This is a genomic window from Planctomycetaceae bacterium, from assembly GCA_041398825.1.
Classification (GTDB): domain Bacteria; phylum Planctomycetota; class Planctomycetia; order Planctomycetales; family Planctomycetaceae; genus F1-80-MAGs062.
Genome location: JAWKTX010000006.1, coordinates 387,954 through 409,330 on the forward strand (window position 1 = coordinate 387,954; position 21,377 = coordinate 409,330).

A 21,377-nucleotide genomic window follows, 5' to 3' on the forward strand; every position below is an offset into this window, starting at 1 on the left:
CACTTTCCCGCTTTTTTGACCTAATTCCAAGGCTGGCAAAGAGATTTGGTCCTGATTAGCAGCCTGTTGAAAACGGGACTGGCTCGAGCAGGAGACCTTGAAACACGATGGTTTCCACTCGTCCTGCGTGCCTGTCCCGGTTTTTCAACGGACAGTTAGCATCTGGCCTAGGGTGTCGCTGACCCTGAACCGGCATTCGGTACCGGGGCATCCTTTGGGTCATGCGCTTCCACAACAATAATCTCAACACTGTATGAATTTCCACCCGCACCACCCCCGGGTGCGCCAAATTCACCGCCACCGTAGTTCCCCTGAGCTGGGCCGGCCTGCTGAATAACAACGTCCATTGAACGGCGATTACCATTGGGTTCCGCCTTAACGCCGTCCACCCAGAGAATCCCCCGTTGCTGGTTCGGGCGAACGAATCCAGTTGCTCGCGATTCATAGTGTTCGACCAGCGCCTGCTGGTCCTTCACGTTTGCAGGAACGAAACTGGCTCGCGCGTAGTAGACTTTGACGGGATCAGGAGCAGAACTGCCCAGCGCATTTCCGCTTTCTCCGGGCAGATGCAGCAGGATGGCCGCTTCGAGAACCGCATTCTTGTGCAGGCGAACGGGGATCACCCCATCGTATCTGGGCTGACTGAGGGCCGCTTGTTTGAGTCGATCTCTCAGGTTCAGAACCATATCTTCAGACGCTGTCGTCCACGAGTCAGGAGGCGCCTGCTGATTTGCGTTCCGGGCTGGTCTGGCCCGTGGAAGTGCTTTCAGTGCCAGAAGCAGGCCAGGATCTTTTGCCAATTGGCTGAAAAGACCTTTGGCAGACATGCCGGTTGCCCCGATCGCATGCCATCGGGTGAACGCCTCAAATATGGCGTGACGGATCTTATCCGAGGGCATGGTTGAGGCCAGCACCAGCACGTCGGCCGCTGACTCCGGGTCGCTGGCCCCGGCAAGTTGTTGAAGGACAAGATCCGTGATTTCGGGTCTCCAGAGAAATGCTGACGCTTTCGAAAGTTGCTCCGCGGTCATTGGGACTTCAGGAAGATCCGGGACAACCTGAGCTGTCTGATTTCCCTGTGGACTGCCATACATATCGCCGCCATCGTACATCTCTCCTCCGCCTGAACCACTGCCCATATCCGGCGGTCCCATACCCATTCCGGGAGCACCAGAGCCCATCCCGTATCCGTATCCATTCGTGGAACTGCCTGCGGGGTTCGTGGCCGACGTGGCTGCAGCCTGTCCGGGCGTGCTCATGCCACACAACGTTTCCATTGATTGGCCGGAAACGGCGGCAATCGTTCTCAATACCGCTGACTTTGAAACTGGCGGCAACGGCGTGGAACCATCCAGAAGTGCGATAATCGCCTGCGATGCATTTGGAGAGGGACCTTCGAGTCGATTCATCAAGTCGAATACGATCAGTTGGATCGACTCCGTTTGGTCAATCGGAGTCTTCACCTGTTCGGTGAGAATTCCAAGCAGTCCCTGCCACGCGGCAGGGCTGTCATTGTTCAGCAGACCGTGAACCACAGACTCTACCAATTGACGATCCGTCAGTTTTCCAAGTGTTCCGCTGGACGGATTCTGTCCACCATAACCACCATTCGAAGGATACCCTCCCTGCATACCCGGGTATCCGCCGCCATAACCGTAACCGGGCTGCGTACCTCCGCCGCCCTGACCACCGGACGTCCTCGTCTGGCCGCCGTTTGACCCGGCGCTCAAAGGAGGCTGCGGCATGTAAGCGACGGATGCCTCCAGAATCATCGCAGTGATTGAATCCACAGGAACATTGTCAGCAATTGTTAATCCCTGCAATGGAATTGTCGTTCCCGGGCGATAGAACGACTGCGGGGTAGAAGCCCCGCCACTGTTTGACGAACCGCCACTGTTTGACGAACCGCCACTGTTTGACGAACCGCCGCTGGCGTCAGAACGCAGTGGAGGGCGTCCGGGAAGACCACTTCCGCCGCCACCGCCATTTATCGCCCCGGGAGCCGGTCCCATTCCAGGATAGCCGGCGCCGGGATTGCCAATCGCGGCCGCACTGCCGCCGGATGAATCTCCCATTTCTCCCGAACCCATGGCCCCCGGAACGCCACCTGGACCATACATATCGCCCTCTCCACTTCCGGCATATCCATCATACCCGCCGTTATAACCTCCGTTGTTTGTGTTCTGTCGCGGGGATTCCAGACTGACAGCCAACAGGCTCGTGAGCAACTCAGCCACCCCGGCATCAGCCGGTTTCGACTTGACCTTCAGCTCAATGGCATCAACCAGTTGTTCGTCTCGTTCACGGACCGCATTCCTGAAATCCTCATCCGACCAGGAAGCCAAATCTGAAGGACGTGCTGGCAGTGCAGGCTGCGTTGGAGGGGCACCGCCGTAACCGGAGCCCGGTGGATCGTACCCGAACTCGCCGCCCGGAGGATCGTATCCACCGCCGCTCATGCCTCCCGGAGTCATATCTCCCATACCATAGCCACCAGCGTCATGCCCTCCGCCGCCTCCCATGATTGCGTCGGGAGTTTCACCTCCCCCAGCGTCTCCTTCACCCCCCGGCATACTCATGGTTTCGGCCATATCTGCCGCGGGGCCTCCCGCTGCTGCAGCTGCCGAATCAGCAGCTGCCGGCTCCGTGGAGTCGCCACCCCCGCAACCTGTAATTCCAAGGGCGCACGCCAGTAGCACAGGTGTCAGCTGTCGACAGCTCAATAAATCAACTTTCACAACACGTGCTCCAATTGGACAGTTCAGACACGACGGCCGAAGAGTGGTTTTCCGCGAGATTGGCATTCGCAGAAGCCGCATGTTAGCCGAGCGTAAGCGGATCCGACCAGCGATTCAAGGTTTCGCACGACTTTCGTGGCAGGTTCAGTCATTCGGCCAGTTTGGCCGCCGGAGCGACCCGGAGTGCTGCTGATCGCCGAAACGCTCCCCAGTACGATCATCGGTCGTTGACAAAACTGCAGCATCACCAATCCCATTTCAATCGCACGTTGACGTGTTTTACTCAATTGGGGTACGGTTATTCCACCATTCAATCCGGGGCGGCGGCGAGTCGCAAAGGTCCCGTGAGGTGTTCTGACAAATCAGGTCCATGACCGTCGCAGGATTCCAGCTGATGTGTGGAATTGTTGGATACGTTGGATTTCGTGAAGTTGCAGATTTTCTTCTCGAAGGACTGCATCGCCTTGAGTACCGCGGGTATGACAGTGCCGGAATAGCGGTGCTGAAAGATGGCAGCATCGTCACTCGAAAGAAAGCCGGTCGCGTCGGAGAACTGGGCCTGCTTGTCAGTCGGGAACCCGTCAGGGGTACGATTGGGATCGGTCACACTCGATGGGCCACGCATGGGGAACCGACGGATGTAAATTCCCATCCACATACCGGTGGAGACGGTGAAGTCGCCATTGTTCATAACGGTGTCATTGAAAATTATGACTCGCTGCGAAAACAATTGCTGGCTTTAGGGTACGTCTTCAGGTCACAAACAGACACTGAGGTCATTGCTCACCTCATTTCGCACCACCTGGCAGAACAGGTAAAGCTTGGCGAATCACCTGACAACAGCATTACCTGCACCAGGGCCGTTGAAGCGACGATCGAACGACTCAAGGGAACCTATGGCCTGGCTGCCGTCTTTCGGGACTGCCCCGAAACACTGATTGCGGCTCGGTGTGGAAGTCCGCTGGTCATTGGTGTCGGAAAAGGAGAATTCTTTCTCGCCAGTGACGCCAGCCCGCTCGTTGGTTACACCACGGAAGTCGTCTACCTGGCGGATAACGAGATTGCCGTTCTGAAGCCGGAAGGGATGCAGATTGACCATCGCGACACTGGCAACATCCGTCCATCAATCCAGACGCTGGATCAGGTAACCTCTGATATTGAGCTGGGTGACTTTGAACATTACATGCTGAAAGAGATCTACGAACAACCCCAGACCATTGAAAACGCCATGCGTGGTCGGCTCGATCCTGAAGCCGCAACCTCTGTGATGGGGGGCCTGAACCTTTCCGCAAAGGACCTGCGGCGAATCGATCGAATTGTTCTGACCGCCTGTGGAACAAGTTGGCATGCCGGGTTGGTGGGTGAGTACCTGCTGGAAGAATTTGCACGAATGCCCACCGAGGTCGAATATGCGAGCGAACTTCGATATCGCAATCCACCAATGTCAGACAGGACGCTGATCTTTGCGATTACACAAAGCGGCGAGACTGCGGATACACTGGCAGCAATGCGTGAATGCAAACGCAAAGGGCACCCGACTCTTGCCATCTGCAATACAGTTGGATCAACAATCGCTCGCGAAGCAGATGGTGGAATTTACCTGCATGCAGGCCCTGAAATTGGCGTTGCATCGACGAAGGCCTTTACGTCACAGGTCACAGTGCTCACCCTGCTGGCGCTGCATTTTGCAAGAATGCGACACATGTCGTACCCCGCGGGCAACAGAATTATTCGTCAACTTCGGGACATGCCTGAAGTGATGCTCCGGACGCTACAGTGCCACTCCAAAGTCAAGGATGTGGCCGAGCGGTACTACCATTTCAACAACTACCTGTATCTGGGACGGTTGTACAATTTTCCGGTTGCCCTGGAAGGCGCTCTGAAGTTGAAGGAGATCAGCTACATCCACGCAGAAGGCTATCCGGCCGCCGAGATGAAGCATGGGCCGATCGCATTAGTTGACGAACAAACCCCCAGCGTGTTCATTGTGCCTCGTGGTGGCATCTACTCCAAGGTCATCAGCAACATGGAAGAGATCAAGGCTCGGCGCGGACCAGTCATTGCAATTGCCTGCGAGGGGGATAAGGACGTTGCCAGAGTTGCTGACGAAGTCATCTACGTTCCGGAGGTTGAAGAATACCTGCAACCACTGGTCTGTGCAGTCCCTTTGCAGTTGCTCAGTTATCACATCGCTTTGCTTCGAGGCTGCAATGTCGACCGCCCCCGCAACCTCGCAAAAAGTGTTACGGTGGAATAAGCCGACTGCTTTGCTGATTCACAGAATCGGAGACCATTCAGGCAGCGTCGCGGCGATTCCGAGCCAGAGTCGTGGGTTCGCGATACGTTCGTACCGCAGAAATCCCTGCGGATGATACGCTACAAGGTTTTTCTACGGAGTTGTTCCTGCTGGATTGCGGCGAACAACGCCAGATAGTCCTTCGGTGGGTTCCTGCGGCTGGAATTGAATGGATCAGAAAAGTGGATTCCCAGCTTTCCCTCTCCGGCGTGCACAATTTCTCCGCGGCAGCACGCCTGAAAATTTTCATGTGGCGTGAGTAATTGAATCGACACGCCAACGGTTATACCAGGCAGGAATCGAGGCACGCCCTGTGGCGGGACTGTCAGAATTCCTGTATGGCTGATATTCAGTACGCGAACCCCAAAGCTCACAGTCTCCGTGCGTATCTGACAGAGAAGCGGAAATCCTTCCTCCAGCTTCACACGGAACGCCGACCGGCGGCTTGAAGCGAGTTGACCAGGTATGTTCATGGCAGCTATTCCGAATCGTGAACCAGTACACCGTTCCCCTGTGACTCAGTCTCGAAACCCTAATACTTAAACTGACCGTCGGAGCGAGTGTTGGTGGTGACTTGCATTTTTTTTGTGACTTTCCTGTCGTCGCCTGGGGAAAGTATGTAGAGCAAATCGCACTAGGGGTGACACTTTATTCAGGAGTGGAGACATGTGTTTTGCCATCCAGACGGCAGTGGACGATTTGAATCGCCCGGACATATGCCATTTGTTATCCCGCCCGTTCGCGCTGCTCGTCAATCGAGCCTCCATCGACCAGCGTGTTCACCGCAGCAGTGATTTGATCCATGCTCGATTTCCCGGGTTTCTCAAGTGGCTGGTGACCCCGCAACATGGCATGTTTGGCCAGCAACAGGCAAACATGGTTGAAACTGATCATGGGGTGGATCTTGTCAACAACCTTCCCATCCTGAGTCTGTATAGCGAGACTCGCAGACTTCTCCCACAGGTTCTGGAAGACATTGACTGCCTGGTTATTGATTTGCAGGACGTTGGTACGCGAGTTTACACCTACATCTGGACGTTAATGTATTGCCTTCAGGATTGCGCGAAGGCGGGGAAATCTGTGGTCATCTTCGATCGACCGAATCCAGTCACAGGCCTCTATTGCGAAGGTCCTTTGCTGGACCCGGCCTTTCGCAGCTTCGTAGGTGAGGCCGCAATCCCGATGCGTCACGGACTGACGATTGCAGAAATGGCCGATTTTCTGAATCGGACTCAGGCCATCGGTGCCGACATTTCTGTCGTGCCGATGACGGGCTGGAAGCGATCGATGTGGTTTGACGACACCGATCGTCACTGGATCCCGCCTTCACCCAATATGCCCACAATTCAAACGGCGACTGTCTATCCGGGTCAGGTGCTGCTGGAAGGAACAAATCTTTCAGAAGGAAGAGGCACGACTTTTCCGTTTGAGGTGGTCGGGGCACCGTACGTCAACGCCGAAAAGCTCGCTCATGACATGAATGCTCTGGCGCTGGAAGGTGTCCGATTTCTTCCCACGTACTTTACCCCTGCGTTTGATAAATGGCGTGACTGTAGTTGTGCTGGTGTTTCCATTCATGTCACAGATCGAAATGTCTTTCAAAGCTACGCCATGACGGTCCACCTGATCGCGACCTGTGCCGGGCTCTGGCCATCTGATTTCAGGTTCAATGACCCACCCTACGAATATGAGACAGTCAAACCGCCGATCGACATCATCAGCGGCAGTGATGAACTTCGCAACGCAATCTCAGAAGGACATATGGAGCTGGATGCCGTGATCGGACACTATAATTGTCCTGCCGCCCCAAACTGGCATCCGGTACTGGAAGAAGTCTTAATTTATGATGTGCACTGAATAAGCCCGAGCGCAAGAAGAAAGCCCGGGGGGTGGCCCCGGGCTGACGATTGTTTCAGGGAAGTGAAATTTTCAGTCCCAGCTCAAAGAACCAGCGCTTTGATACTCAGTAACGCGAGTCTCAAAGAAGTTTTTCTCTTTTGACAGGTCGATGGTTTCGCTCATCCATGGGAATGGATTTGATGAGCCATACTGAACCGGAAGGCCGATTCGTTCCAGTCTTCGGTCGGCGACATGCTGTACATAGTCCCGGAACAGTTCGGCGTTGAGTCCAAGGACACCACGTGGAAGACAGCCCTGGGCATATTCAATTTCCAGTTCCACTGCCTGACGAATTCGATTGATCATTTCCTGCTGGAACGCTGGTGTCCACAGATCAGGATTCTCTGCCTTGATTCCATTGATCAGGTCCACGCCGAAATTCAGGTGGATCGTTTCGTCACGGAGAATGTACTGGAACTGCTCACCGACACCCTTCATCAGATTGCGTCGATGGAAGGACAACATCATCACGAATCCGCTGTAGAAGAAGATTCCTTCCATGATGACATAGTAGCCAATCAGATTCTTCAGGAACGCCTGACGACCTTCAGGCGAATCCGTTGAGAAATCCGGATCCAGAACTTCCGCCGTCAGTTCCATTTCGAAAGCATCCTTCTTTGCGATGGTCGGATTCTCTCGATACATATTGAAGATCTCGCCTTCATTCAGACCGAGACTTTCAACGATGTAAAGAAACGTATGCGTGTGAACGGCTTCTTCAAACGCCTGTCGAAGAAGATACTGACGGCACTCTGCGTTCGTCACGAATTTGAAAATGGCAAGAACGAGGTTGTTGCCTACCAGCGATTCAGCCGTTGAGAAAAATCCCAGGTTGCGCATGATCACAAGACGTTCGTCGTCTGTCAGCCGGTCCGACTTCCAGACTTCAACGTCCTGGTTCATCGGAACTTCGGTCGGCATCCAGTGATTCGCACAACCATTCAGATAATGTTCCCATGCCCAGCCATACTTAATGGGCATCAATTGATTGACGTCCACCTTTGCACAATTAATGAGACGTTTTTCAGTCGCCTTGACACGACCATCAACGCCAATCAGCAGCTCTTCAGCATCGGGAATAACTGTGGACATAACAGATACCTCATTCCATGAGTAAGATTGGGGGGGATTTCATTGCTCGCAACAATCGCACAATCAATTGCGCTGAGGCGCGCAACTCCGCACGATCTTATTGTCCCGCCGAAGTGGCACCCGTTTAACCGGGTGCCGCAAACAACGGCCGGATTCTCAGATTACTGACACGCTTCGCAGTCCGGATTATCCAGACTACATGCCTGCACATTTGTCATATCAGTCGCAGGCACGGCATGAGGGGCAGCGAGGCCGCCTTCCGGACCATCGGGACGAGCCCGATCGTCTTCGCGTGACATCTGAATATCGCTGGATGCACTCTTGTTCTTCATCCAGCGAGGCTGAACACCAAACTTATTGACGTCGACTGTTGACTTTTCAACCTGAGTCGCTGCCAGCGTACGCAGGTAGTAAGTGGTCTTCAGACCTTTTCGCCAGGCAAGAAGGTACATGTCGTGCAACTTGCGCCCGCTGGCTTCCTTCATGTAGAGGTTCAGTGATTGTCCCATGTCAATCCACTTTTGCCGCCGAGCCGCACATTCAATCAGCCACTTCGGCTCCACCTCAAATGCGGTCAGATACCGAGCTTTGATATCCGGTGGAACTCGTTCAATCTCCGTCAGAATGCCGTCATAGTACTTGAGTGACTCAAGCATGTCTGCATCCCACAACCCGCGAGATTTCAGTTCATTCACCAGGGAAGTATTGAGGTGCGTGAACTCGCCGGAGAGATTGCTCTTCACGTACAGATGTTTGTACATCGGCTCAATCGACTGTGACACGCCGATTATCGTCGAAATGGTGGCGGTCGGTGCAATCGCCATGCAATTGCTATTGCGAACACCATTGCGGGCGACTGCCTCGCGTACCGGCGTCCAGTCCATGCGGGAAGCTCGATCGACATCGATCCCGATTCCCCGTTGTTTTTCCAGCATTTCCATGGTGTCGATTGGCAACAGACCACGGTCCCATTTCGAACCTGCGTAGGTCCCATAGACTCCACGCTCGGCAGCCAGTTCACTGGATGCCAGAATCGCAAAGTACGAAATGGCTTCCATGCTGTAGTCTGCGAATTCAACGGCCTGCTGGCTCGCATAGCTGATGTTCATCGCAGCCAATGCGTCCTGGAAGCCCATGAGCCCCAGTCCCACAGGTCGATGCTTCTGGTTTGACTCCCGGGCTTCGTCGGTTGGATAGAAGTTGATATCAACGACATTATCCAGCATCCGCATTGCGGTGCGAACCGTTTCCTCCAGAAGTGGCAGGTCAAGTACCCCGTCCAAGACATGGGCAGGCAGATTCACTGAACCAAGATTACAGACCGCCGTTTCAGCGGCAGAAGTATTCAGCAGGATTTCTGTGCACAGATTACTGCTGTGAACCACTCCGCAGTGATCCTGTGGAGACCTGATATTCGAGGGATCCTTCCAGGTGATCCATGGATGGCCCGTTTCGAACAGGCGAGTCAGCATTTTCCGCCAAAGCTCCATTGCCGGAACTCGTCGGAACATGCGCACCCGTCCTTCATCCGCCATCCGTTCGTATTCGAGGTACCGATCTTCAAACGCCTTGCCGTACAAGTCATGCAGATCCGGCACTTCGTCCGGACTGAACAACGTCCATTCCGCTTCCATCTGGACTCGCTTCATGAACAAGTCGGGGATCCAGTTGGCAGTGTGCATGTCGTGGGTACGACGGCGATCGTCACCTGTGTTCTTACGCAGATCCAGGAACTCTTCAATGTCCAGATGCCACGTTTCAAGGTAACTACAGACAGCGCCTTTTCGTTTTCCACCCTGATTCACTGCTACGGCCGTGTCATTCACGACCTTCAGGAATGGAATCACGCCCTGACTACGACCATTGGTACCCTTGATGTAAGCGTTGGTCGCGCGGATGCTGGTCCAGTCATTGCCCAGCCCGCCAGCCCATTTGCTTAGCTTCGCATTGTCCGAAACACATTTAAAGATGTGCTCCAGATCGTCCTTAACCGTCGACAGATAACAGGAACTCAGCTGAGGATGGTTGGTTGCAGAATTGAACAGCGTCGGCGTTGCTGAAGTGAACCGCATTGTCGACAGGATATTGTAAAACTCGATTGCCCGATCTTCGGGGTTCTCTTCGTTCAGAGACAAACCCATAGCAACCCGCATCCAGAAGTACTGCGGGGTTTCAATGCGACGACCATCGATGTGCAACAGGTATCGGTCGTAAACGGCCTGAAGTCCCGGGTACTTGAACAGCGAATCACGTTGTGGCTGAAGCGCAGCGGCAATCCGAGTCAGATCGAAGCGACGCAGCTCCGGAGTCAGGCGATCAGCGACGATTCCGTCGATGACATAATGTTCAAACTGATTGCGATAGAGTTTGTTGTAGTCTTCAGAATCGGCGGGAGAGCTGCCTAATGCTTCATTGCAGATCACCATCCGCAGCAGACGAGCGGCTACAACATCGTAAGCAGGATCACGTTCGATGCGACAGCGGGCTGCAAGAATCGTTGCCCGATAGATCTCTCCAACGGAAATACCGTCAAAGACGGATTTCATCACTTCCTGAAGCAGATCGCCAGAATCACACTCCGGCAACCCCTGACACGCCAACTCCAGACGACGACGGATGCGATTGCTGTCAAATGGAACCCGGACGCCATCATCCAGCTTGACGAACAGGCGAGGCTTAACGGTTTGATCGTCATCAAGTGACTCACTTGGCTGCAGCGATCGAATCTTCTCATGCTCTGCCCGATAGACGATGTAACGACGCGCCACCCGGTAGTGGCCCCGTTTCATCAGTTCGATCTCCACCATGTCCTGGATGGATTCGACGCTCACTCCGCTATCTGTCGAGGCGTCCGACGAAATGTCGTTCGTTACCTGCTCCGTGATCGTGATGATCTCGGCCTGCAGGTTTGGATCAAGATCGTCTCTGGAAGATCCGGTTTCTGCAGAGAAGGCATTCGTGATCGCTCTGTAAATCAGCTTCGAATCGAACGGGGCCGTGCGGCCATCTCGTTTACGGACAATCCATTCAGCGCGTGCTCGAATCATTCGGCAAATCTCCCCTTCTTCCAGGTGAAAGCCACGCTTCTTGCGCGGTCAACTCCATCAATCAACAGTGAACAGCAAAACCACATTTCAAACTTTTGTTCCGCCTTGATCCTATGCACCAGATCTTCGATTTTTACTCAGACAATCCGCTCTCCGCGCAGCCAACAACTTCGCCATGCGCATAGCGCAGCAGCAACGGAATTGGAAACTGGGAGAGTTCAGTCAGAAGGGATCGACTGACTTAGCCGACAGCAGGTCGGATGTGAAGAAATGAATGCAAGAGAACAAGATCGTCAACCTCCTGTTGAAGGGGGGCGTCCTTACCGACGACCGGCAGAATACTGTCCCCGACTGGACTGTCAACAAACCATTCCGACGCTACACAAACCGTTTCAAGGCTTCACGTTGCGGTCAGTCCGGGTCGTTCATCTGAACTGTTTATTAACAGTCGGGGACCGCAATATAAAGTGTCCTTCCAGACTGTCAACACTAAATGTTGTATGAAAGCAAGATCGGAGCCCAGTCTCATTTCAGCGCAGGAAATCTTGAAATTTTAGGAGAATTCCATTCCTGTCGTTCCGTTGCGAAGCGGAAAAATCCCGTCCGTCGGGCAACCGCTGACCACTCTCAATACTTTCCAGACAACTCGTTCACTCTGACTTGAAACGGCCTGCTTCGCGCGTCAGAAGCGTACTCTGCCCGGCAGAGCATTCCCCCCCGGGATCAGGCTCCGGCATTTTCTGGCAGGCCGGTTCATTTGCGGTGCCAGTAATGCCTCCTACAATTCGGTCCCAACCCGTCTGAGGAAGTGAATGTTAGTCCCTGTCGGGACCGGCCGGCCGGCGTTGCCGCGTTTCGGTCCCGGGCCGCTTTGCAGTGGCCAATCCATTCGAATCTCCTGTCTGAAGTTATCAAAATGCTGGATCGCCGCGAACTGTTTCCCAACGTTATTGAACTCAACTATCAGGCGCGCCGACGATTCGGTTGCTGCGTGTATCTGGTCTACTCCGGAAGCGACTGGATGCTGTTTGACATTGGCTACGAAGATACAGTCGATGAGTTGATTCATCTGATTCGCCAGATGGATTTTCCACTCGCGAATTGTCGCTATCTGGTTGCGACTCACGCAGATGCCGACCACGTCCAGGGATTTCATCGCGCCAAGGAATTGCTGCCAGGCTCTCAACTCGTTGCCCATCCCGAAGCAAAACGCATTCTCGAATCCGGCGATCGTATCGCCTCATTCGCCGAGATTCCTGCTCAGGAGATATCAATCTCCATGCCTCCCTTTCACGTTGACCGTGAAGTTAGTGAGGGCGACACGCTCGAGTTGAATGGTATTCAACTGGATGTCTGGGATACGCCCGGACATGCAGTCGGGCAGCTCGCTTTCCGTTTTGGGAATCTGCTGCTGTCCGGTGACAATATTTTCAGAGATGGATGCGTGGGAAGCATTGACGCGCACCATGGTTCTGACATTCCGGCATTCATTGACTCGTTGAAGCGAATCCAGGCAAGCGATGTGGACTGGTTGCTGCCCAGCCATGGTCCTGCTTTCCGAAATGACAAAGCCCTGCTTCAGTCGGCGATCGACCGTCTCGACGGCTATCAGCACATGGCGGACTTTGGAACGTGTGCTGTTGACTGGCCTCTGCTGGATGAATGGGAAGATGAACTTGCCAGGGGAGTGGCCCCTGAATGATGGGGTCCATTGGAGCGATGATCCCTTGCGACGGCTCTTCTGCGGAACAGTCACCAATACAAAACAGGCACCGATGCAGAACAGTCACCTGTCGGAGAGTGGCGGCAGGAAGCGATAACATGGCTTCAGAATCAGAAGTTGTGCCAGGATCTTTCCGGGGCACTCGGGCAGATCATTGGATGCCAACCAATGCTCGATGACTGTTCATCGTGCCCGTCGACGACAATTAGTCGCGAATAACAACGGTTGAACCGATCGAAAGCAGATTAAACACCTCTTCGATGTCTCCATCAGCAAGGTGAATACATCCACGGGAGCGGGCAGTTCCGATCGAATCGGCATCAATGGTCCCGTGGATACCGATGTGATCGCCAAGCCCCAGCCAGAATTCGCCAAGGGGATTCGACGGATCATCAGCGTCCACGACCCCACCGTCCGGATTGTACCAGGTGGGATTCTCCAGTTTCTCTTTGACCTTGAATTCGCCTCTTGGAGTTCGCTCTTCCTTGCCGATCCCCACCTGATAACGGTGGATAAACCATCCCTGCGCATGCACTGTCAGAGAGAATTCGTCGAGATCAACCAGCGCAGAGAACGGTCCACTGATGACTTTCAGCGTCTGTCCGGCCTGCAGGTCCCGAGGGGCGATGTTGTTGAGCCTGGCAAGGTAAGTCCACGGGACATTGTGTCGGGCCGCGATTGAATTCAATGTCTCTCCGAATTCCACGATGTGTGGATCTTCCAGCTGATAGTCCGATCCGGCAAAGATTTCTGCCGCCGTGTGCTCCAGACGGGATTTGATGAGCCGCCGATAGGATGGTTGTTTCCAGTAAATCCACGAGAGTCTGGCATGCGCTTCTGCAATATTTCCATCGCGGAAAAGCATATCAATCGCTCGAAGCCGTTCCGCGAGCTCCGCGGGAATGACACCCATTTGAGAATCACTATCGGCGTCGGAACTCGACTGCGCTGAAAGATCGGTGGGTTCTGCCAGTTCAAAAGATGCCGGACGAACCATCGAATCCTGCCGAAGGCTGTTTCGAGTGTTTTCGGGGACCACTGTCGTATCGAGAGGTTCGGACTGCATGGCGAGCGCAGATTGCAGCGGATCGGCGGCATCATTCCGCGTGGGCTGTAAATCCGCACTTCTGTCGACAATTTCATCCCAGGATGCGTCGAGCGGCGTTACTGCGTGCAGACTTGACGACGTTTCCGCCAGTGTTCCGGATGATGCGGGCCGTAACCGCGGAAAGTAGTCGAGTTGCCATGCGACCAATGCTGCAAACAAAATCGCCGCGATGACCCACGGTGTGGCAGGCTTCTTTGAATTTTCGAATGCGAATGGTTCCATCATCCCTGATCCTGCATCTGTTTTCCGTGACAGATTGCCCATCTGACTGGTTCATAGGAACCTGATTGCCGCCAAACAACTTGTGGTTCCGACGGTTGTTTTCTCAGCGTGGACGTCGGATTCTGGCATGAACAGGCGTTCGCTGCTATGCGAATTCTGCTGCCTGCCAGCAACATGTTCAAATGCCGGCGACAAGCGTTCCCGCCGACGATTCCCACGCCGCAGCGCAGCAAATCGGGCGAAGTGGAATATCGGCCGATGTGGCGGTGGCCGTCCGAGTCTTCAACGCGTTTCTTTCCTGCGTTTCGAGTGGTCACAGAATAATCCCGTGACTCGCGTTCTGCCCATATGTTCACGCGAAGCAGTGACCGATTGCTTTCGGTTCCGCCTTCCGGAGAACAGATCGAACTGCATTGGAACTTTGGCCTCAATTGCATTTGCGAAAATTTATTTCCGGTTTTTGTGTCACGACCGGACTTTCACTCCGTACCAACTGTGGACGTGGGTAGACCGTGTTCCGTCTCCCCGTTCTGCTCGGCCAGTTGTCTGTTCACAACTCTTCGATGGAGCACTCACTTCACGAGTCTGACGCTGAGTCAGCGTCAAGGGGTGACTGCGCGCTGTCGCAGCCACCATCGTCACTTGCGGCTGAAATCGTGTTTCATTCCCAAATATTCATTTCTCTGTAGAGGTCCCAATATGCTCATTTCCTGGCTTAGGCAGCAGTCTCACATCCTGGCGCGTCGAAACCCAGGATCCCGATCATCAGCTTCCTTCCGGAAACGATTGAGACGACGCGCTGCAGCGAACACTTCGCCCGGGGCGTGTATCTCCGAAGGTCTGGAAGACCGACTTCTGCTGACTGCTTACGTAGTCGACACTGTGGACGACTCGGCGCTTGTCGCGGACGGTATGTTGAGTTTGCGGGAAGCGATTACGGCCGCCAATACAAATCTGCCGTACCTGGACGCGGCGGCCGGTGAAGTCGGTCCGGGGGTGGTTGACACCATTACTTTTGCTGCGTCCCTCAGCGGTCAAACGATTACGCTCAACGGAACGTCTCTTTTAATCCTCGATGATTTGTCCATTTCGGATTCAAATGGCTCGCCGATCACCATCGACGCTGCGGATGCGAGTCGCATCTTTGAAATTGGAACCGGGACGGGATCTGTTTCAGCCGCCATCTCCAACGTAATGATAACTGGTGGGCAGGAAATTCGCGGTGGGGGTATCTTCGTCGGCAGTGGAGAGAGTCTGGTACTGGACAGCGTAACGATAACTGGGAACTCAGCCATTGGCCCAATCGGGTCAGATGGTGGCGGTGGCGTGTATAACGATGGCGGGACGTTGACGATCAGCAACTCGGTCGTCTCCGACAATCTTGCGACCGGAGTCTCCGGCAGTGGCGGTGGGCTATTCTCCGCAGGAGGCTCAGCCATCATCATGAATTCCATCTTTCAGGGGAACTCAGCGAACCGAGCAGGCGGTGGAATTGAAGTCCTGAACGGGGATGTCTCAATCCTGGACTCCGACCTTTCGGGGAATGACGTGAGCGGCGGCGCTGGTACCGCCAATCCTGGTAACGGTGGTGGTCTTCACATCACAGGCGGCGGAATGGTGACCATCACCGGCGGTACGGTGAACGGAAATACGGCTGCCAACGAAGGCGGTGGTCTTTGGAATCATGCGGCATCAACCCTGACAGTGAGCAGGTGACCATCTCCGGAAATATGGCACCGGAAGGCGCGGGAATCTTCAATAGCGATGCTGGGGCATCAGCACAGCCACAGTTTATGAATCAAACCTGCTGGAACTGAACAACAGTGGTGTCACCGGTACCGTTGTTCTGACCGCGTCAGATCGAAACGACGCTCAGAGAATCCAACGCTGACCGTCACTATTCAGGCCACCGGGCTTGAGGCCGATGTTCCTCATTCAGCATATTCATGGACGCTTCCTTGAGAATCTCATTGATCCCGGGATGAGTGAACGGCTCATTCTTCGAAGGCATGGGCGGCATCGCTGTCGATTCCGTTGCTCCGGTGGATCCGAGTTTCGATTCCAACAATGATGGCTTTCTGTCTCTCGGTGAAGGACTGGTCGGGTACGGCCCTGTGCTCCTGAATCTCTCAGTCCCACAAACGGCCGCTCCTCCTTCGGAGGCGCTCTGGCGAACTTTAACATCAATGACTTCCCACGGCTCCCGGAGGCATGATCAACTTCACTGACATACACATGGGATCTGACGAATGCAGACCAGGCTCGTCAGTTTCACAATCTGGAACCACTCAGCTTCCGTGAAATCGTTCTGCACGGCTTGACGGTCGGAGGAGCGTATGACCCCACGGCTCCAATCGCGTCGACGGAACTGACTCGGAAGATGGGTACAGTGCATGTGCAGAACTCGATGATCACCAACAATGTGGCGTCCGGAGATGGAGGTGGCATCTACAACCAAAGCGGCGAAATAACGTTGCTGGCAGGATCAATCGTTTCGAACGTGAGCGGAAGTGATACACCTGGTACAGGCGGCGGTGGAATATTCAATCACGGCACGATGCTTCTTGAAGGCGTCACGTTGAGTGACAATACGGCAATTGTCGGGCTGGGGAACGGAGGAGGCATTCTGAATGCTCCGGGTGGAGTCATCCAGCTGACGGGCGGCACTGTCAGCAACAACTCCGCAGCGCGGGCCGGAGGTGGTATCGAGAACAACAATGGAACGGTGATACTGCATCAAGTGGCGCTGCTGAGCAACACAGCGGGGATCAACGGCGGCGGGTTGCACGTCAGCTCAACCGGAACGACAGGAGTGGCCGGCAGTACGATCGTTGGCAATACGGCTCAGTCAGAAGGAGGGGGCTTATGGAATGGAACAGGCCTCATGACAGTCATCGGAAATACACTCATCGATGGGAATGCCGCTGGCGGTAGTGGAAGTGATCAGGGAGGCGGCGGCGTTTTCAACGCAGGTGGAACCATCGAAATAAATGGAGCGACGATCGTCAATAATGTTGCCGCCGGAGGAACGGTCTTTAGTCTGGACGGAGGACAGGAAGTACCTTCCGTGGCCACTTCAGCGACTGGTTCTGCTGGCTTCCTGTTTAACCCGAAGAACAATACGTTTAGCCTTCAACTTCGAGTCACCGGTGTTGAGCTTACGGATAGTACAGCTCTCCCGGAACTTGCCGGAGCACATATTCACCTGGCTGCTGCAGGTACGAACGGTGCGGTGATCGTGAATCTGGGGACGGTCGATTGGGTGGAAGTTGACGGAGGAATTGAGCTATCGCTGCTGGACATCGCGTTCCCTGCCGCAAATGTGAGTGACCTTCTGGCGGGAGGCACCTACATCAACATTCACACGTCCGACAATCCGAACGGAGAGCTGCGCGGACAAATCGTCTTCCCGGCAACAATGGGCTCGGGAGGTGGCGTACTCAATGATCAGGGGTCCGTGTCCATTGTCAATTCCACCATTTTCGGCAATCTGGCGGCGAGGGCGGGAGGTGGAATTGAGACCAATGGCGGAATTGTGACCGTCATTGATACTACACTGGATCAGAATGCGGCCGGCATACCCGGGCTGGCAACGCCCGGTAACGGTGGTGGCCTTCACATCACAGGCGGCGGAATGGTGACCATCACTGGCGGTACCGTGAACGGAAATACGGCTGCCAACGAAGGCGGTGGTCTTTGGAACCATGCGGCATCAACCCTGACAGTGGACGGAGTGACTATCTCCGGAAATATGGCACCGGAAGGCGCGGGAATCTTCAATAGCGATGCTGGGGCATCAGCTGTCACAGTTTATGAATCAAACCTGCTGGAACTGAACAACAGTGGTGTCACCGGTACCGTTGTTCTGACGCTGGATGAAACTGACGCTCAGAATCCAGCGCTGACCGTCACTATTCAGGCCACCGGGCTCGAGGCTGATGTTCCCCACATCCAGCATATTCATGGACGCTTCCTTGAGAATCTCGTTGATCCCGGGATGGTGAACGGCTCATTCTTCGAAGGCATGGGCGGCATCGCTGTCGATTCCGTTGCTCCGGTGGATCCGAGTTTCGATTCCAACAATGATGGCTTTCTGTCTCTCGGTGAGGGACTGGTGGGTTACGGCCCTGTGCTCCTGAATCTGTCGAGTCCACAGACGGCAGCTCCTCCTTCAGGAGAGGCGCCTCTGGCGAACTTTAACATCAATGACTTCCCCACGGCTCCCGGAGGCGTGATCAACTTCACTGAGACTTACACATGGGATCTGACGAATGCAGACCAGGCTCGTCAGTTTCACAATCTGGAACCACTCAGCTTCCGTGAAATCGTTCTGCACGGCTTGACGGTCGGAGGAGCGTATGACGCTACGGCTCCAATCGCGTCGACCGAACTGACTCGGAAGATTGGTACAGTGCATGTGCAGAACTCGATGATCACCAACAATGTGGCGTCCGGAGATGGAGGTGGCATCTACAACCAGAGCGGCGAAATAACGTTGCTGGCAGGATCAATCGTTTCGAACGTGAGCGGAAGTGATACACCTGGTACAGGTGGGGGTGGAATATTCAATCACGGCACGATGCTTCTTGAAGACGTCACGTTGAGTGACAACACGGCAATTGTCGGGCTGGGGAACGGAGGAGGCATTCTGAATGCTCCGGGTGGAGTCATCCAGCTGACGGGCGGCACTGTCAGCAACAACTCCGCAGCGAGGGCCGGAGGTGGTATCGAGAACAACGATGGTACGGTGATACTGCATCAAGTGGCGTTGCTGAGCAACACGGCGGGGATCAACGGCGGCGGGTTGCATGTCAGCTCAACCGGAACGACAGGAGTGGTCGACAGTACGATCGTTGGCAATACGGCTCAGTCAGAAGGAGGGGGCTTGTGGAATGGCACTGGCCTCATGACAGTCATCGGAAATACACTCATCGATGGAAATGCCGCGAATGGCAATGCGTCCAGTGAAGGGGGTGGCGGCCTGTTTAATGATGGCGGTTCGCTTCTGCTGAATGGAATGGGCGGCCAGCTTGTGATTACGGGCAACAGCGCGGCAGGGACCGCCGGGAGCGGTGGCGGTATCTTCAACAATGGCGGAACCCTCTCGGTTCACGCGGTGACTATTTCGGGAAATACAGCGTCACGTGCGGGAGGTGGAATCGAAGACAATGCGGGTACGGTCACGATCGAGCAATCAACTCTGTCTGCGAATTCGACAGGAGCTGCCCCGGGAAATGGCGGGGCCCTGCACATGACCGGAGGCGGTCAGGTAATGGTGCACAATTCCACGGTCAGCGGCAACATCGCATCCAACGAAGGAGGCGGACTCTGGAATTCCAACAGCGGCACCATGACGTTGCGAAACGTCACGGTCACTGGTAACCACGCCGAAACCAACGCAAATGGTGGGGGTGTTTTCACTGTGAACGGTGGAACGACAATCGTGCAAAACACAATTGTCGCAGGCAATACGTCGGGCTCTGGCAGCACACCTGATGATGCCGGAGGGACTTTCGCTGCGGGAAGTGTGAACAACCTGATCGGCGACGCAATCTCGGCCGGAGGGCTAGTCGATGGAACGGCAGGCAATATTGTCGGCGTCGGCGGTGCAGGAACAATCGCCACAGCATCCATCCTTTCGACGGTACTCGCGGATAACGGCGGCCCAACACTCACTCATGCTCTCGTCTCCGGTAGCCCCGGCATCGATACCGGGACGGATTTGACGGCATTCTTTGCTTTGGATCAAACGGGCTCCGCGCGAATTCAGGGCTCCGCGTCCGATATCGGAGCCGTCGAAGCAGATCCCGCGACGACCGTTGGAATTGTTGTCAGTGTTGCCAACAGCGCCGCGGTTGTAGAAGGTGACAATGCGATCTTCGCAGTCACACTCAATCAGAATCCCGCTACCGTGGTGACTGTGACCATCTCGACATCGTCAGGGAGTGCGATTTCGGGAAGTGACTTCACCGCGACCACTCAAACGTTGTCGTTTATGCCTGGCGGCGCACTCAGCCAGAACTTCGTGGTGCCAACAATCAACGACGCAGAAATCGAAGTCCGGGAGTCATTCTTTTCCACGATCACCGGAGTCACGGCCGCAGCATCCGTCGCTGATTTGGCAACCGGACAGATCGACAGTGAAGATATGATTGGAACACCCATACTGGATGCAGTGTCCTATTACACCACCAATCTCCGACCGGAATTTACCTGGCAGGCCGTCGATCAGGCCGTCCGTTACGAAGTCTGGTTCAGCCGATTGTTCCCGGATGGACAGCGAATCTTCATCGGCCAGTCGCAGATCATGACAAATTCGTTCACTCCCCCATCAGATCTTGGGGCAGGGATGTACAAGTACTGGGTCCGCGCGTTTGACACGAATGACAACGCCAGTCCGTGGTCAGTACCGAATTCGTTTGAGATTAAACCAACACTGATCGCTCCAGTCACCCCAACAATGTCTCGCCGTCCCACTTTCGAATGGGAGGCCATTCCGAATGCGACGTCATACCAGCTTTATCTTCGCACGTTCGACGGTAATGTCTCGATTCTCACCATCAACGGAACCATGTACACGCCCAGCGTCGATCTGCCCCGCGGTACCGTCGCCTGGTGGATTCGCCCTTCAGATGCGATTGCCAATCGAGGATGGAGCGATACTGGTGTGACAGATCTGCGGACGACGATTACTGCACCGCTTGGAACCGTCTCCGATACCACCCCCACGTTTTCCTGGCTGGATGTGCAGGGTGCCGGTAGATACATCCTTTACGTTCAGTCAACCACGACGAACGAAGTTGTGATTCGTGAGGATCAACTCACGTCAACTTCCTTCACATCCTCATCACCGCTGTCGGTCGGAAGCTACCGTGTCTGGGTGAAAGCGATCGATGCCCAGTCAAATCTGTTCTCCTCTGGCTGGTGGAGTCGGCCAATTTCGTTCCAGGTGGTAGATGCGGCGACTCCGGAGGGATCCGATGCTCTCCTGACGAGTCTGCTGATCGAAACCGATGCCGGCCGCACAGCGTTGGGGCATCTGAGAGAAGAATCCAGTGGATCCGAATCTAAGGCAGGGACAGATCTTCACAACCGGCAGGTAGCTTCGCATGCCAAACCGTCAAACCGTGATGAGGCGGAGTCAGGAGAAAACATGATTCAAACTGGTGAAGATGAAGCTTTAGACCAGGCTGCGGATCTGGACGTGCTGATGTCGGATGCGGAGTTGATTTCGGCAATGCTGTTCAGTTGA

General features: G+C 54.7%; 10 protein-coding genes. 5 read left to right on the forward strand and 5 right to left on the reverse strand.

The genetic code is table 11. The features are described from left to right. Positions 1–167: 167 nt before the first annotated feature. Positions 168–2,738 (reverse strand): hypothetical protein, encoded by a 2,571-nt coding sequence (locus tag R3C20_13530; protein MEZ6041521.1) that lies wholly within the window; start codon positions 2,736–2,738, stop codon positions 168–170. Positions 2,739–3,108: 370 nt separating this feature from the next. On the opposite strand from R3C20_13530, the gene glmS reads away from it, so the two are divergent. Then, positions 3,109–4,995: a glutamine--fructose-6-phosphate transaminase (isomerizing) gene (glmS, locus tag R3C20_13535; GenBank protein ID MEZ6041522.1), complete on the forward strand. Its 1,887-nt coding sequence runs from the start codon at positions 3,109–3,111 to the stop codon at positions 4,993–4,995. Positions 4,996–5,114: 119 nt separating this feature from the next. Here the strand turns inward: glmS and R3C20_13540 are convergent, their stop codons facing one another. Further along, complete coding sequence (locus R3C20_13540; GenBank protein ID MEZ6041523.1) at positions 5,115–5,507, reverse strand: PilZ domain-containing protein; 393 nt, start codon at positions 5,505–5,507, stop codon at positions 5,115–5,117. A gap of 193 nt (positions 5,508–5,700) precedes the next feature. Here R3C20_13540 and R3C20_13545 point away from each other — a divergent pair, with 193 nt between their 5' ends. Continuing rightward, positions 5,701–6,891, forward strand: a complete 1,191-nt coding sequence (locus R3C20_13545; GenBank protein ID MEZ6041524.1) for a DUF1343 domain-containing protein — start codon at positions 5,701–5,703, stop codon at positions 6,889–6,891. Positions 6,892–6,963: 72 nt separating this feature from the next. Here the strand turns inward: R3C20_13545 and R3C20_13550 are convergent, their stop codons facing one another. Both R3C20_13550 and R3C20_13555 read right to left on the reverse strand, forming a co-directional pair. Further along, a complete protein-coding gene (locus R3C20_13550; GenBank protein ID MEZ6041525.1) occupies positions 6,964–8,025 on the reverse strand; it encodes a ribonucleotide-diphosphate reductase subunit beta in 1,062 nt (353 codons plus the stop codon). A gap of 161 nt (positions 8,026–8,186) precedes the next feature. Then, positions 8,187–11,072 carry a ribonucleoside-diphosphate reductase subunit alpha gene (locus R3C20_13555; protein MEZ6041526.1) on the reverse strand — a complete coding sequence of 962 codons (2,886 nt, stop codon included), beginning with the start codon at positions 11,070–11,072 and terminating at the stop codon, positions 8,187–8,189. A 916-nt stretch (positions 11,073–11,988) separates the two neighbouring features. Between R3C20_13555 and R3C20_13560 the strand changes: the two genes are divergently transcribed. Next, positions 11,989–12,774: an MBL fold metallo-hydrolase gene (locus tag R3C20_13560; GenBank protein ID MEZ6041527.1), complete on the forward strand. Its 786-nt coding sequence runs from the start codon at positions 11,989–11,991 to the stop codon at positions 12,772–12,774. A 226-nt stretch (positions 12,775–13,000) separates the two neighbouring features. Here R3C20_13560 and R3C20_13565 read toward each other — a convergent pair whose 3' ends face one another. After that, complete coding sequence (locus R3C20_13565) at positions 13,001–14,167, reverse strand: L,D-transpeptidase family protein (GenBank protein ID MEZ6041528.1); 1,167 nt, start codon at positions 14,165–14,167, stop codon at positions 13,001–13,003. A 744-nt stretch (positions 14,168–14,911) separates the two neighbouring features. Between R3C20_13565 and R3C20_13570 the strand changes: the two genes are divergently transcribed. Together R3C20_13570 and R3C20_13575 are read left to right on the forward strand one after the other, a co-directional pair. After that, positions 14,912–15,841, forward strand: coding sequence for a hypothetical protein (locus R3C20_13570; GenBank protein ID MEZ6041529.1), 930 nt, complete (start codon positions 14,912–14,914; stop codon positions 15,839–15,841). Between the two features lie 664 nt (positions 15,842–16,505). After that, on the forward strand, positions 16,506–21,377 hold the full coding sequence (locus R3C20_13575; protein MEZ6041530.1) for a CHRD domain-containing protein: 4,872 nt from the start codon (positions 16,506–16,508) through the stop codon (positions 21,375–21,377).